Annotated in this window: 13 protein-coding genes; 6 read left to right on the top strand and 7 right to left on the bottom strand. The window is 69.1% G+C overall.

Translation table 11 applies throughout. The annotated features are described in order from the left end of the window. Positions 1-62 precede the first annotated feature (62 nt). Positions 63-407 (top strand): hypothetical protein, encoded by a 345-nt coding sequence (locus M0638_RS23775; RefSeq protein ID WP_248669445.1) that lies wholly within the window; start codon positions 63-65, stop codon positions 405-407. A 231-nt stretch (positions 408-638) separates the two neighbouring features. Here M0638_RS23775 and M0638_RS23780 read toward each other — a convergent pair whose 3' ends face one another. Beyond that, on the bottom strand, positions 639-2,420 hold the full coding sequence (locus tag M0638_RS23780; RefSeq protein WP_248669446.1) for a gamma-glutamyltransferase family protein: 1,782 nt from the start codon (positions 2,418-2,420) through the stop codon (positions 639-641). Between the two features lie 137 nt (positions 2,421-2,557). Between M0638_RS23780 and M0638_RS23785 the strand changes: the two genes are divergently transcribed. From M0638_RS23785 to M0638_RS23795, 3 genes are read left to right on the top strand one after another with little or no spacing between them, the layout of a single operon-like run. Further along, positions 2,558-3,337 carry a FadR/GntR family transcriptional regulator gene (locus tag M0638_RS23785; protein WP_248669447.1) on the top strand — a complete coding sequence of 260 codons (780 nt, stop codon included), beginning with the start codon at positions 2,558-2,560 and terminating at the stop codon, positions 3,335-3,337. Further along, the gene (locus tag M0638_RS23790; RefSeq protein WP_248669448.1) at positions 3,334-4,341 is read left to right on the top strand and encodes a Bug family tripartite tricarboxylate transporter substrate binding protein; all 1,008 of its coding nucleotides are present in this window, start codon (positions 3,334-3,336) and stop codon (positions 4,339-4,341) included. The genes M0638_RS23785 and M0638_RS23790 overlap by 4 nt, the downstream gene beginning before the upstream one ends. Further along, on the top strand, positions 4,334-4,816 hold the full coding sequence (locus M0638_RS23795; RefSeq protein ID WP_248669449.1) for a GAF domain-containing protein: 483 nt from the start codon (positions 4,334-4,336) through the stop codon (positions 4,814-4,816). The genes M0638_RS23790 and M0638_RS23795 overlap by 8 nt, the downstream gene beginning before the upstream one ends. Before the next feature lie 1,146 nt (positions 4,817-5,962). Here the strand turns inward: M0638_RS23795 and M0638_RS23800 are convergent. The 4 genes from M0638_RS23800 to M0638_RS23815 form a co-directional block, all read right to left on the bottom strand. Further along, positions 5,963-7,183, bottom strand: coding sequence for a patatin-like phospholipase family protein (locus M0638_RS23800; RefSeq protein WP_248669450.1), 1,221 nt, complete (start codon positions 7,181-7,183; stop codon positions 5,963-5,965). A 191-nt stretch (positions 7,184-7,374) separates the two neighbouring features. Then, positions 7,375-7,956 carry a hypothetical protein gene (locus tag M0638_RS23805; protein ID WP_248669451.1) on the bottom strand — a complete coding sequence of 194 codons (582 nt, stop codon included), beginning with the start codon at positions 7,954-7,956 and terminating at the stop codon, positions 7,375-7,377. An 84-nt stretch (positions 7,957-8,040) separates the two neighbouring features. Next, the gene (locus M0638_RS23810) at positions 8,041-9,513 is read right to left on the bottom strand and encodes an arylsulfatase B (RefSeq protein ID WP_248669452.1); all 1,473 of its coding nucleotides are present in this window, start codon (positions 9,511-9,513) and stop codon (positions 8,041-8,043) included. 4 nt (positions 9,514-9,517) lie between these two features. Beyond that, complete coding sequence (locus tag M0638_RS23815; protein ID WP_282572257.1) at positions 9,518-10,450, bottom strand: formylglycine-generating enzyme family protein; 933 nt, start codon at positions 10,448-10,450, stop codon at positions 9,518-9,520. A 41-nt stretch (positions 10,451-10,491) separates the two neighbouring features. Between M0638_RS23815 and M0638_RS23820 the strand changes: the two genes are divergently transcribed. After that, a complete protein-coding gene (locus tag M0638_RS23820) occupies positions 10,492-11,541 on the top strand; it encodes an AraC family transcriptional regulator (protein WP_248669454.1) in 1,050 nt (349 codons plus the stop codon). Between the two features lie 100 nt (positions 11,542-11,641). On the opposite strand, the gene M0638_RS23825 is transcribed toward M0638_RS23820, so the two are convergent. After that, positions 11,642-12,472, bottom strand: coding sequence for a porin family protein (locus tag M0638_RS23825; protein ID WP_248669455.1), 831 nt, complete (start codon positions 12,470-12,472; stop codon positions 11,642-11,644). A 17-nt stretch (positions 12,473-12,489) separates the two neighbouring features. Then, a complete protein-coding gene (locus M0638_RS23830; RefSeq protein WP_248669456.1) occupies positions 12,490-13,077 on the bottom strand; it encodes a hypothetical protein in 588 nt (195 codons plus the stop codon). Between the two features lie 241 nt (positions 13,078-13,318). Between M0638_RS23830 and M0638_RS23835 the strand changes: the two genes are divergently transcribed. After that, on the top strand, positions 13,319-13,740 hold a 422-nt coding region (locus tag M0638_RS23835; RefSeq protein ID WP_248669457.1), incomplete at its 3' end, for a transposase.

Below are 13,740 nucleotides of genomic sequence, written 5' to 3' on the forward strand. Positions count from 1 at the left end.
CACGCCGCCTCCTTCGCAGCTCGCCTACGCCTCCGCCTGGCTGAAGTGCCACCAAGGGGATCGTGTTCGTCACCGTCGAGGACGAACACGGCGACGCCAACCTCGTGGTCTACGCCGATATCGGCCGGCGCGACCGGGCGGCGCTGGTCGGGGCGCGGCTGCTGATCGCCGAGGGGCGGGTGGAACGCGAGGACCGGCACGCCGAGGTGCCGATCCTGCACCTGATCTGCCGTCGGCTGATCGACCGTACCGAGTTGCTGGAGCAGCTCGGCGCGGTGGACGGCACCGCCGAAGGCTGGGCGCGGCTGCTGGCGCGGGCGGACGAGGTGCGCCGACCGGAGCCGGGGTCGCGGCGCGATGCGGCGCAGGCGGCGACCCGCATGCAGCGCAGCCGCGCTTTCAGGTGAATCCGGGCCGGCCGGATCCGCGCATGGCGGGTGGAGCGAGTGGCATGGCGACGGGCGGATGACGAGGATCCACCGATCCTGCCCCGGTGCTCGTCATGGCCGCACCACGTCGCCATCCATCGCGGCTTCCCTGGACACGGATCACCCCGGCCTGCGCGGCGTATGGGCGACACGTTTCCGCGTCGCCGTGGGGAAGGCGGACGGACGGGCCGCTGCCGCTACGGTCCCACTTCAACGCCCGATGGCGTAGGCCTGCATCAGCCGCGGCGTGGCGGCGGCGATGACGAAGCCGTCCTCCCGGCCCACGGCGCAGACGCGGCCGAGCGACCAGCCGCTCTCCACCTTGACGCGGTGCCCGCGGCGCTCCAGCGCGGCGATGGCGTCCGGCCCCAGCCGGTCCTCCACGAGCAGCCGCCCCGCCTCGAAGCTGCGGGGATAGAAGGATTGCGGGAAGTGCTTGCTGGTGAAGAGCGGCAGGTCGATCGCGGCCTGCAGGTCCAGCCCGTGGTGCAGCCGGCGCAGCAGGACGGCGAGAGTCCACTGGTCCTGCTGGTCGCCGCCCGGCGTGCCCAGGGCGAGGATCGCCTCGCCGTCGCGCGTCACCAGGGTCGGGGTCAGGGTGGTGCGGGGACGCGTGCCCGGCCGCAGGTCGCTGGGCAGGCCGGCATTCAGCCAGCTCATCTGCCCGCGCGTGGAGATGGAGAAGCCGAGGCCCGGCACGGCAGGGGAGGATTGCAGCCAGCCGCCGGACGGCGTGGCGGACACCATGTTGCCCCAGCGGTCGACCACGTCGAGATGGACCGTGTCGCCCCATTCCACCGGCAGGGGGGCGAAGGTGGGTTCGCCGAAGCCGATGCCGACGGGCGTCTCGGCGCCGGCCATGGCGAGGATGCGGCGCATCGCCGCCGCCGCGCCGGGCAGGTCGCCGGGGACGAGGTCCATCGAGGCCGTCTCGCCCACCAGGGCGCGGCGGCGGTCGGCGTAGCCGTCGGAAAGCAGGGTGGCGAGCGGGATGTCGGACGCGTCCGGATCGCCGTAGAACACCTCGCGGTCGGCGTAGGAGAGCTTCATGCACTCCACCAGCGTGTGCACGAAGCGCTCGCCGGCCGGGTCCATGCCGGCGATGTCCATGCCCTCCAGCAGACCGAGCGTCTGGAGCAGGACGGGGCCCTGGCCCCAGGGCCCGGTCTTGTGGACGGTCACGCCGGCATGGTCGCGCGACACCGTGCGCTCCACCCGCGCCTCGTAGCGGGCGAAGTCGTCGCCGCGCAGCAGGCCGGCATGGCGGCGGCCGCTCGAATCCATCAGCGCGGCGCCGCGGTAGAAGCGATCCACCGCCTCGGCCACGAAGCCTCGGTAGAAGGCGTCGCGGGCGGCGGCGATCTGGCGCTCGCGGTCGGCGCCGGCGGCCTCGGCCTCGCGCAGGAGGCGGCGATAGGTGGCGGCGATGCCGGGGGTACGGAAGCGGCTGCGGGGGCGGGGGACCTCGCCGCCGGGCAGCCAGACCTCGGCCGAGCTGGGCCATTCGGCCGGGAAGAATTCGCGGGCCGGCAGGATGGAGGACGAGACGCGGGGCAGGACGGGGAAGCCGTCCTCCGCGTAGCCGATGGCGGCCTCCAGCACGGCCCGCAGGCTCCAGGTGCCGTGGTCGCGCAGCAGCAGCATCCACGCGTCGAAGGCGCCGGGGACGACGGCGGGAAGCAGGCCGGTGCCCGGCACCTGCGCGAGGCCCAGCGCGGCGAAGGCCTCGGCCGTGGCCGCCATGGGAAAGGGCCCCTGGCCGCAGATGACCTGCGGCTCCGGCGCGTCGTGCCGCTTGAGGATGATGGGCACCTCGCCGCCCGGGCCGTTCAGGTGCGGCTCCACGATCTGCAGCACGAAGCCGGCGGCGATGGCGGCGTCGAAGGCGTTGCCGCCGCGCTCCAGCACGGACATGCCGACGGCGCTGGCGAGCCAGTGCGTGGTTGCCACCGCGCCGAAGGTGCCGCGGATCTCCGGCCGGGTGGTGAACATGCTGCGCTCCGTGTGTTTGGAACCAATCAGGATTGGTTCCATTCTGCTGCCTCTGAGGCCACCCTAGGCCAATAGAAATAGAGGTAGAAGGGGAAGCAGCCTTGTCGGTCAACGGCAACCGATCTAACAATGGTCCCATGTTCGCCCGCACCAACGCCGCCGGCCGGCTGGAGGCCCATCTGAGCGCGGCGGGGTTCAAGACCGGCGACCGGCTGCTCCCGGAGCGGCAGTTGACCACCCTGCTCGGCATCAGCCGTCGCGCGCTGCGCGAGGTGCTGGGCGAAATGGAGCTGCAGGGCCGCCTCTGGCGCGGCGTGGGGCAGGGTACCTTCCTCGGGCCGAAGCCGGCCGTCACCCACCCGACGCCGCGAACGGGGGGCGGGCAGCAGGCCAGCCATCCCCTGGCGGTGATGGAGGCGCGGCTGACGCTGGAGCCGGCCCTCGCGGCGCTGGCTGCCATCAAGGTGACGACGGCCGATGTCGAGGCGATCCGGCACGCCGCCCGGCGCGGGGCCGAGACGCGCGACCCGGAGAACTGGGGCCGCTGGGACGGGGCCTTCCACGGCGCCATCGCCCGCGCCTGCCACAACCCGCCGCTGCTCGCCGCCTTCGACGCGATCGAGGCAAGCCGCGCCCAGACCAACTGGGGCCGGCTGCGTGCCGTCATCACCACCGCCGCGATGCGCCAGGCCTCCGCGCTGGAGCATGCGGCGATCGCCGCCGCCATCGTCGCGCGGGATGCCGCCGCGGCGCAGCGGGCGATGCGCACCCATCTCCGATCCGTCCAGCTCGCCATCGAGAGCGAGGGGATCGGCTGGGACGACACCCCCGAACCGCGGGGCCAACACGCGGACGGACATGCCGACACGGACGAACCCACTGAGCGAGCCGTATCTCGCAGGACTCCGAAGCCATGAGCAGAACGATCGTGTCGCGCCGCGCGGCTCTCCTCCTTCTCGGTTCTCCCGCGGCGGGCGGCCTGCCGCGCGCGGCGCGGGCCCAGGGCGGCTATCCGGGCGGCTATCCGAACCGGCCGGTGAGCGTCATCGTGCCCTGGGCGCCGGGCGGCTCGACCGACATCCTGGCGCGGGCGCTGGCGGAGCCGCTGCGGGTCTCCCTGGGCCAGCCCTTCGTGGTGGAGAACCGCTCCGGCGCCTCGGGCAACATCGGCTCGGCCTATGTCGCCCGCTCGGCGCCGGACGGGCAGACCCTGCTCTTCGCCACGATGAGCACGCATGCGATGAACGACGCGCTGTTCCGCAACATGCCGTTCAACGGCGCCGAGGACTTCACGCCCATCGCGCTGCTGGCCTTCGTGCTGAACACGATGGTGATGCATCCCTCCGTGCCCGCGAACACGGTGCCGGAGTTCATCGCCTACGCGAAGGCCAATCCGGGCAGGATCGCCTACGCCTCGGCCGGGCTGGGTTCGACGAACCATCTCTGCGCCGCCATGTTCGCGCAGATGGCGGGGCTGGACATGATGCATGTGCCCTATCGCGGCGGCGCGCCGGCGACGCTGGACACGGTCGCGGGGCAGACGCAGCTCTTCTTCTCCGCCGGCACGCAGACGCTGGAGCATGTGCGCAACGGGCGGCTGAAGCTGCTGGCCGTCACGGAGGGCCGGCGATCCGCCCTGCTGCCCGACGTGCCGACGGTGGGCGAAGCACTGCCGGGCTTCGAGATGGCGGTCTGGTACGGCGCGCTGGGGCCGAAGGGCATGCCACCCGCGCTGGTGGGCCGGCTCAACGGCGAGATCAACAAGGCGCTGCTGCTGCCGGAGGTGCGCGACCGGATGGCCGCGATCGGCGTCGAGGTGGCGAACGAGACGCCGGACGCGTTCGCGGCCAGGCTGCGGGCGGATGCGGCGAAGTGGCACCGGGTCATCCAGGACCTCGGCATCGACAAGACCGATGCCTGACCTGCTGCCCTGCCTGATCGACGGGTTCGAGGCGGCAGCGCGCGAGGCGGGGCCGCTGCCACGCATCCGCGCCGCCGACCGGCTGGGGCAGGCGCTGACCGGGCACCGGCTCCTCACCGCCATGGTGTTCGATCGCGACGCCATGACGGTGCAGCGCATCTTCAGCTCCCGCCCCGGCGAGTATCCGGTGGGCGGGCGCAAGCCGAAGCGCGACACCGCCTGGGGCCGCCAGGTGCTGCTGGAGGGGCGCCGCTTCGAAGGGCGAGGCGAGGCGGACATCCGGGCGCACTTCGCGGATCACGAGGTGATCCTCGGCCTCGGGCTGCGCAGCGTCGTCAACCTGCCGATCATGGTGGCCGGTCACTGTGTCGGCACGCTGAACATGCTGTGGTCGGAGAGCGAGCCGGGGGCGGAGCACGTCCGGGTGGCGCGGCTGCTGGCCCTGCTGGCGACACCCGACTGGGACCCGCGATAGGGCAGACGCCGCCGGGCGACGTCACGGCAGGTAGCCGTGCAGGACCAGCGTGTGGGCCGGTCGGGACGGATCGGTCCCGCCCGTCCGATCCACAGCCGCGCGCCGGCGGCCAGCGCCACCCGGTAGTAGTCGCGGCCGGGCCGGGTCGCCGGCTCACGCCACCACTCGGCCTCCAGCCGGTCGGGACTGGCCCTGCCCCGCTGCTACGGACACCTTTGATAGGCTGAAGGGCCTGGAGGTACGAATGGCAGAGGGTAGCGGAAAGCGCCGGTTCTTTCCGGAGGCGTTCAAGCTGGAGGCGACCGCCGCGTCGTCGGCGAGTGGGTCGCGGCGGCGCGGCGCTCCGGGGAGGCGGCTCTGGAGGGAGGCCGGCGGGGTCGCCGGCGGGGGGGAGCGGAAGGCGCTCTCGCCGCGACAGGAGCAGCGGCTGCGGCGGCTGATCTCGGATCGTTGCCCGGATCGTCTGAAGCTGCCCTTCGCCTTGTGGACCGCCTGCAGGCGCCGCTTGCAACGACGCCCCGCCAAGGTCCGGCCCTTCTTCCAGGCCCCCTCCGTCCGCTACGCCGCATAGACAATATGATGCCTAACTGATGGCCTTGTCAGTAATATCGCCGACGGACGACTGCGCCATGCGGTCCGGCACATCCGGCACGATAGGGACCTGCACCGCAGACCACGGGTGGGCGTGGCGGCACATAGGGCGGTCGAGTAACAACCGCGCCGTTCGGTCCGGCGCAGCCGGCACGATACACGCCCTTGGCGCAGACCACGGCCCCGGCGGGCGAAGCGTAGACCAGTACCCCGTAGGTAATAGCGATTACAGGCAGAATCCATTTCATAAGCATGTCTCCTTCACTGGTATGTTGAGCCGTTTGTCTTGCAACCAGCGACGTCAGTTCTTTGCTCTCTCCACCGGCCGTCAAATCCGGTTTTCTCGAGAAGCGGGATAAGCCCTGAATTCAGGGCCAATTTCGGTAGACTTCCTCCTCAGAATGGAGCCAGCGATGATTGGTTGGTCGGAGTTACTACTCCGGCCACCAAATACGGAGCATGGGGATGCGCTGTCTCGGCGATCCTGCTTGCAGGAGCATGATGCGATGCGAGGCCTTGCCCAAGGTGGGATGTATTTGGTGGCCCGGGTAGTACTTAAGCGGTGAAGGGCGGCTGGCGTGACCAGGGATACCCGAACCGAGCCTTATCGAAGCCGTATTGGAACAGAGGCGTCATGTAGGTTTGGTCAAATGGTCGATCGTAGGCGATCGTGAACTCACTTCCGATATAGGCCATGCGGAAATCGATCCCGTCACGCTCCGCATTCAGCCAAATCCGCACTGCATCGTTGTAGCCGCTGACCGCGGTCATGGTGGAAATCGCGCGCTGGGCAATAGGCAGGGTCCGGCGATTGGTCGAAGCCCAGTTGGCGTCCAGGCGCGCGTTGCGGATCAGCCAGGCACGGACCGGGGGCGCCGGGCGCCCGGCGCGGAGGCGGGCGCGGCGCTGCTCGGCGACTGCCGTCGGATAGAGGAAGGCCTGCGCCACCGCGCCGCCATCCACGTGCAGTTCCTGGTACCTGCGTCCGTCCACCTCGACATCGAAGAGCACCGGCGGGAAGAAGCCTGGAATGGCCGCTGAGGCCAACAGGATGCGGCGGATGACGCCGGCCGCCCGCGGGTCACCGCTGTTGGCGATGGCGCCGATGTTCCAAATCACTGGCAGTTGGGTGTCGAGGTTGGTGGTACCGATGAGCAGCAGACGTCCCTCGCGGTAGCCCTGGGCGATGGCCGCCAGCATGGCATCGTCCAGTTGACGGGAGATGGTGGCCAGTAGTGGCGCGGTGTCGGACAGCGCGTCGTTGAAGATCACGGCCGTGAAGTTGCGCATGGTCGCGACGTCGGCGAAGGTGACGCCGGTGTAGACCTGCTTCAGCGCGGCATCCGCCGAGGAGCCGATGAAGGCGAAGGGCGCGGTCAGCGCGCCCGTACTCACGCCGGTCACGAGGTTGAAGACCGGACGCGAACCCTCCACTGTCCAGCCGTTCAGCAGCCCCGCACCGAAGGCCCCATCCTCGCCGCCACCCGAGATGGCCAGAAGGTCCAGGGGCGGGTTCACAGCGTCGGAAGCGAGGCCCAGGAAGGCGCGCCGGCGTGCGAGGGCAGCCATGTATTCCTGGGTTATGGATGCGTAGCCGCCACCGATCAGGAAGCGCTCGTTCGGCAGACCGAGCACTGTGGCGCGGTCCGACAGGCTTCTCGGCACCGCCGGTTCGCGGACAGGCAAAGCACAGGCCGTGACACTGCACGTGCCGAGGAGAAGAGTGGAACGGCGAGAAAGCGGATTCATGTCGTGCTCTTGCGGGAACTCGGGCATTGAGGCCGATCATGCATGCCGGCCGACGAGGCGGTGGGGGCGGGAGGCGCCGGGTATCGGCGTCGACAAGGCGACGGCCACCCCGCTGGCAGCGGCACTCCGAATGGCGGAGATTCGCACGGCGCGGCCGCCTTGCAGGGCAGGCAGATCGATTTCTTGCGGGCCACGTCCGGGTGCTCTGGCCTGATCCGTCAGCGCATGGAGACGACGACCGCATCGCCGCCCAGACTCAGCATGAGGCCCGTGCGCTGGGCCCGTAGATGCATGATCACGCCGGCGGCGTTCTGCAGCCAGAGGTCGCCGTTGCTCATCTGACCCAGGGCGAAGCCGTACCGCACCTGACCGTACTCACCCGCGAACCGGGAAACGTCGCGCAGGTTGTAGACTTCACCGGTGGCATCGATGGCGGATGCGCCGACACCCCCGACCCCGAGGCCACCGATCGTGAAAGGGTAGCTGTGGCCACGGAATTCGAGGTTTCCCGTGCCACCGGCCCCGCTGCCGATGAAGGCCACGTTCACCATCTGCATCCGGACCGTGCCGTCCGGATTTTGGCCTCTTATGGCGGCCGGGCCGATGCGGTCGTTCTGGCAGCCGCACGCCGGCAGCAGGGTGGCGAGCGCTCCTATGACGGCAGCCCGGCGGGGGGCCGCCTGAGACCATGCGATGGTTGCGCCGCTCCTGCCTCGGCCTTGTTGGGCTGGGCTTGCTCGGGCAGCAGCCGGGATGCGTACGCCCGAACCCGATCCGGCAAGTCCTGCGAAGCGTGCCATGCGATGCCCCCTGTCAGGTCCTACCTGCGCCGTCTCACTGCTCCGTCGGGGGCGGCCGACTGCATGACCGGCGCCCCGGCGTGTTCAGTCGTCTTGTGATCCGAGACGGGAGATCGCTTCGCTGGGCGTGGAGAGCGGCGCAGAGAGCGTCGCCCGCAAGGCTGCCGCGTAGAACAGAGGCGGTGCCATGGAGCGCGCCAGTTCCACCACACGCTGCTGCAGGCGAGTCACGATTTCCGGATTCTGTTCGGAGACGTCGCTGGTCTCGCTGGGGTCCCGATCAAGGTTGTACAGTTCGATCTTCGGAGGCAGCACGGCAGACCAGTGCAGCTTCCAGGGCCCCTCGCGCACCGCGCCCTGCGTCGGTTCCACGTTGTAGACCACGTCGTTCCGCGCCATGCCGCCGAGGCTGGAGAGGGCCTCCCAGGCATTCCGCCCGTCCAGCGGCCGGGCCTTCTCCAGGCTTGCACCGGCCAGATGCGCCAAGGTCGGCAGCATGTCGACGACATGCATGACGCCGCCCAGCTCGCCGGCGCGGATGCGGCCGGGCCAATTCGCCAGGGCGACAACGCGCGTGCCACCCTCGTAGAGCGTGCCCTTGCCGTCGCGGAAGGGCTCGTTGCTCGCGGGTAGATCGCCCGTAAACGCACCCTCGCCCACAAACATCTTGGAGCGTGTGCCGCCATTGTCGCTGTGGAAGACGATCAGGGTGTTCTCACGCATGCCGAGGCTCCGCAGTGCCTCAACGACCTTGCCGATCTGCTCGTCCATGGCCGTGATCATCGCCGCGTACAGGCGTCGCGAGGGATCGGCGAATCCGGCATAGCGATCGATGTAGCGCTGCGGTGCCTGGAAGGGCGTGTGCGGCGCGGTAAAGGACAGATAGAGGAAAAGCGGCGTCCGTGGGTCATGCGCACCGATGAGGCGGCTGGCCTCGGCGCCGAGGAGCTCCGTGTCGTAGCCATCCTCCCGCAGCAGCTCGTTGTCGCGGTACCAATCGAGCGCACCATGGGCCTCGTGCTTGAAATGGTCGATCTCGCCCACCAGTGGGCCGTAGAAATGGTCGAACCCGCGCTGTCGCGGCCAGAATTCCTGCCGGGCATGGCCGAGATGCCACTTGCCGACCAGCGCGGTCCTGTAGCCCACCTCCTTGAGTGCCTGTGGCAGAAGGAACTCTTCCGTTGCCAGCCCGTAGCTCGCGCCGGACGGGATGACTCCGGTCTGCAGCCCGTATCGCAGCGGATAGCGGCCCGTCATCAGCGCCGCGCGCGTCGGCGTGCACATGGGCTGGGCGTAGAATTGCCGCAGCCGCGCACCGTCACGCGCCAGCGCGTCGATGTTCGGGGTCTGGATGTCGGAGCCGTGGAAGCCGACATCGGCGTATCCGAGGTCGTCGGCCAGGATGTAGAGGATGTGCGGTCGCGGCGCCGCCTGGGCGCTCGCCCGCGGCGACATGGCGGAAAGGCCGGCGATCGCCGCCATGAATCCGGCCGCGCCGGCCAGGATGTCGCGCCGGCCGGGCAGCGAAGGCTCGATCTGGTCCGTGGAGGAGCTCATTGCATCATGCCTTCTGTGGGCGCTGGACACAGCGGAAGCCGATATGTCCCGTGGTGCTGTCGATGGCCTGTCCCTGCCGCGCCGCAGGTCGGTAGCGCTGGCAGTAGTTGGGGGCGCAGAGATGCGAGCCGCCCTTCAGGACCTTTCGCGGGAACGCGGACCCGGAATCCAAACTTTCCGCCGCCGTGCCACCCACGGGGTTGCGCGGCACGCAGCACGCGCCGCTCGCCGGCGTCGGATGCCGTTCCCGGTACCAGTCCGCGGTCCATTCCCAGACGTTCCCGATCATGTCGTGCAGCCCGTAGCCGTTCGGCGGGAAGGCCGTGACCGGCGAGGTTCCGACAAAACCATCCAGCGCGGTGTTCTCGGTCGGGAAGTGCCCCTGCCAGGTGTTGGCGCGATGCACGCCATCGGCCATCAGCTCCTCGCCCCAGGCATAGGTAGCGCCCCGCAGCCCGCCCCGTGCGGCGAATTCCCACTCGGCTTCGGTGGGCAGGGCCTTGCCGATCCAGGCCGCGTAAGCCTCCGCATCGGCATGCGCGACATGGACGACCGGGTGCTCCGGCAATTCCTGCCAGCAACTGTTCAGGCCGCGAGGGCGGCGCCAGTCCACGCCTGGCACGAAGCGCCACCAGCTGGACCAGTCCCTCGGCTCGCACGGCGCCGTCGGTGGGGTGAAGACCATCGAGCCGGACACCAGCGTCTCCGACGGTGCCCTCGGATAGTCTTGGGCGCGCGGCACCCGTTCAGCCAGGGTCACGTGGCCCGTGGCCGCGACGAAACGGGCGAATTCGCGGTTGGTGACCGGATGGCGGTCGATCCAGAAACCGTCCACCACCACGTCGCGTACCGGCCCTTCCTCGGGATAGTGCCGGTCGGAACCCATGGCGAAGCGCCCGCCCGGGAGCCAAACCACGGGTTGCGCATCACTTCCCATCACAAGGCAGTTCCGCTAAAAAAACGGATCGTGCCTGGCTGATGGAGGGCGATCGCTTGGCCGCATTTCCGGAGGCTCCCGCGCTGGAGGCCGAATTCAAGGACTTCAATGACCTGGCACAGGCGACCTCGGGCTGGAACCTGGTCTACACCCAGGCAGCGGGCGGCGCCTTCAGCGGCTCCATCCGGATGGCGGCGACTCCCGCCCTGCAGATCGTCGTGCAGAACTGGTCTGCGCCGCTCATGGTGGAGGGCGAACAGCCGCGCAACATGGCCTCCATCGCCATGACAATGTCGGCCAGCGGCGGAGCACGCTGGAAGGGATTGGATCTCGATCCGCATGCCAGCGTCTTCGGTGGCAGCCAAGGGCACGAAGTGGATTTCCGAAGCCTCGGCGAGATGGAGATCATGGCCGTATCGATGAGCCACACCCTGCTTGACCGGCATCTCGGGGCGCTCTTCGGCATCGACGGCATGACGCTCGGCAGCGAACTCCTGTGGCGTATTCCGCACGGCACCGCCGGGGTTCCTGAACGTGGTAGGGCGCTGGACCTGCTGCGCGCGGTGCTGGCCAATGGCGCCGCCAGCAGCGAGGCTGCACGCCACCATCTCGAGGAAGCCGTCATGCAGATCCTGCTGGGCGGCTTGCAGATCGAGCCGCGGCAGGGGCTGGTTTCGAACAGGCAGCGCTCCCGCATCGTTCGCCTGGCGGAGGAGGTGCTGCGTGCCCGATTGAACGACCCCCCATCGCTCAGCGAACTGTGCGGTTTGACGGCAGTGAGCGAGCGCGTGCTGCAGCTTGCCTTCCAGCACGTCCATGGGGTGTCGCCCAAGCGATACCTGCGCATCCTGCGGCTCAACGCCGCACGACGGAAGCTTCGGCGTTGCGAGGGAACCGTCACGGAGATCGCCGCCGACCTCGGCTTCTTCCATTTCGCGCGGTTCGCCATGGAGTATCGCGAGCTGTTCCACCAGCTTCCCTCGGAGACCCTGCGCCAGGCCCGGTTGGAGCACGGTATGACGCCACGCCCTTCCGACGGCCGGTGCGATCCGCCTGCGCCGAGGACGGCTTCCGCCGGGTTGCCTGCATGACGGGGCCGGCCCGGACGACACTTGGCTGCCACCGGCATGCGCCGGACCGGCCATGCGAATGGCGGCAACGACGTGCATAACTTGTCTCCGCGGCGTCGCCTTAAAACCTGAACGACACGGCCACGAGCGGGCCGCTGAGACCCACATCGACGTCCGTACCCTGTTTGCGATGCTCCAGCTGCATGTGGCGGTAGCCGGCACGCAGGCTGATCGAGTCGGAAACTTGGTAGTTGATCGTGCCGAGCAGCTGCCAGGTCAGATCGGATCCGGCACCGAAGCCACCGACGTCACCGTACACCGAAGCGCTCCAGCTGGTGCCCAGCCGGCGCGTGTAGCGCAGCGCCAGAACGGGATCGATCCAGCTCGCCGAGGGCTTCAGTGTCCGGGCAGCGAGAAGGCCCTCGTTGAGGCTGAGTCGCGTGTTCACGGACCAGGGACGGAAGCCGGCACCGAGATCGAGCGCATTGCTGCCGTCCTCCCAGGCGCGCCATGTCCCCAGCACCGTTCCCGAGGTCGTGCTGAAGCGGCCCTTGCCGCCCAGGAAGAGCCGGTCTCGTGGCGTTGAGACGTCGCTCTCGACCGTCAGTGTCAGGACGTCCGCGAGTAGGCCGAATCGGCCATAGCGCATCTCGGCCGAACCCATGAAGGCGAAGCCGCTGAGATTGGAGAGTGTGTCCCCGAAGTTAGCCTCCACGCTACGCTCGGGTACGCGGCTGAATGGCGTCGACACGGTGCCACTGATCCCGGCGATCCAGAGATACGGCGTCACGGTGAAGCTCAGGCCATTCTGCGGCGCCGTGCCCGTCGTCGATGCCGCCTCTTCGGCGAAGGCCGCTGTGCCGGTCAGCAGGTGCAGGGCGACCACGCAGGACGCAGCGATGAGGCGGATCTGTGCTGGCACGATAGCGTTCTCTCGTTCGGTAGCGAGCATGGCGAACTCGGCGTGATTCAGCGCGCCGCCGGTTCGATGCTGACGGCGAGCTCCTCGACGTAGTGGATATCCACCTGGTCGCCCGGCCTTAGCGTCCGCACGAAATTCCGCATCGGTTCTGCGCGCACCACCACCGTGTGCAGACTGTTGCCAGGGTCCAAGAAGCTGACCCTATAGGTGGCGCGATCGATGCTGACCACGGTGACGCGCACGCTCATCGCCTCGTAGGCGCCGGCGGCCGGTCGTTCCCCGAGCGCAGCGCGATATTCCGCGGAGTCCGCCGTGGGCGGCGGTGCCGAGCCCGGCGCGCCCATCTGCACCGCCACGGCCTGGTAGTAATCGACCGTCACGCGATCCCCGGGGCGGACCTGCGCCAGGTTCCGGACTTCAGGGCCCGCCTTCACGGTGAACAGGTTACCGCTCGAGGAGCGCAGCAGTACGGTCCGCGTGGCCATGTCGATCGTCTCTACCGTGGCGAGGAGCGTAACGCGGTCTTCGACCATGGCCGGCCCGGCCGCCTGGACAACCGAGCTGGCCAGGCCGCCAAAGCCGGTACCAAGCGCCAGGGCAGCGCAGGCGGCCAGCAGCAAACGTCGTGAGGTCAAGACGGGCTCTCCGAAGGAAGCGTCACGTCCTAGCGTGACTGCAACTGTTTCCTACGGTCGCCGAACCGGCGCTATCCGCTTTCCGAAAGCCGCTCCCACCCGGCCATAATCGCATCGGGGTTCTCTTGATCCTTCTCAAGGGGACGGTAGTGTCCGTCAGGGTGGTGGAATTTGCGGATGATCCTCCCTCGAGTTGATGGACACCCTTGAGTAAGCTCCATGGGAGTGAGGAAGGTGTCTGATGAGCAAGACGCGGCGGGAGTTCACGCCGGAGTTCAAGCGCGAGGCGGTCGAGTTGCTGCGCTCGAGCGGCCGCCCCCTGACCCGGGTGGCAGCCGAGCTGGGGATCCAGCCCTCGATGCCGCGCAACTGGCGCGCGATGCAGAACGGCGAGGCGCTGCGGTCGCGAGCCGCCGCGCCTGTGGCGGGGTCTGCCCCTACGGTGACGGCGCCCGCCATGGCCTTGCCGGCGGATCAGGCGGCCGAGGTGGCGCGGCTGCGCCGGGAGCTCGACCGCGCCCGCATGGAGCGCGACATTTTAAAAAAGGTCTCCCGCATTTCCCGTACTGCCATCGCGGCGTCAGGCGGCATGGAGAACGCGGGCGCGGAGGAGTTCGAAGCCTGCCTGGCCATACATGGTGCGCTTGATCATCTTGATGCGGT

The sequence above is a fragment of the Roseomonas acroporae genome, from assembly GCF_023223525.1.
Classification (GTDB): Bacteria; Pseudomonadota; Alphaproteobacteria; order Acetobacterales; family Acetobacteraceae; genus Roseomonas_E; species Roseomonas_E acroporae.

Excerpts from the sequence above, each read along its gene's own strand:
- M0638_RS23780 (WP_248669446.1), bottom strand. The coding sequence starts at position 2,420 with ATGTTCACCACCCGGCCGGAGATCCGCGGCACCTTCGGCGCGGTGGCA.
- M0638_RS23825 (WP_248669455.1), bottom strand. The coding sequence starts at position 12,472 with ATGCTCGCTACCGAACGAGAGAACGCTATCGTGCCAGCACAGATCCGC.
- M0638_RS23795 (WP_248669449.1), top strand. The coding sequence starts at position 4,334 with ATGCCTGACCTGCTGCCCTGCCTGATCGACGGGTTCGAGGCGGCAGCG.
- M0638_RS23790 (WP_248669448.1), top strand. The coding sequence starts at position 3,334 with ATGAGCAGAACGATCGTGTCGCGCCGCGCGGCTCTCCTCCTTCTCGGT.
- M0638_RS23805 (WP_248669451.1), bottom strand. The coding sequence starts at position 7,956 with ATGGCACGCTTCGCAGGACTTGCCGGATCGGGTTCGGGCGTACGCATC.
- M0638_RS23800 (WP_248669450.1), bottom strand. The coding sequence starts at position 7,183 with ATGCCCGAGTTCCCGCAAGAGCACGACATGAATCCGCTTTCTCGCCGT.
- M0638_RS23815 (WP_282572257.1), bottom strand. The coding sequence starts at position 10,450 with ATGGGAAGTGATGCGCAACCCGTGGTTTGGCTCCCGGGCGGGCGCTTC.
- M0638_RS23810 (WP_248669452.1), bottom strand. The coding sequence starts at position 9,513 with ATGAGCTCCTCCACGGACCAGATCGAGCCTTCGCTGCCCGGCCGGCGC.
- M0638_RS23820 (WP_248669454.1), top strand. The coding sequence starts at position 10,492 with ATGGAGGGCGATCGCTTGGCCGCATTTCCGGAGGCTCCCGCGCTGGAG.
- M0638_RS23785 (WP_248669447.1), top strand. The coding sequence starts at position 2,558 with ATGTTCGCCCGCACCAACGCCGCCGGCCGGCTGGAGGCCCATCTGAGC.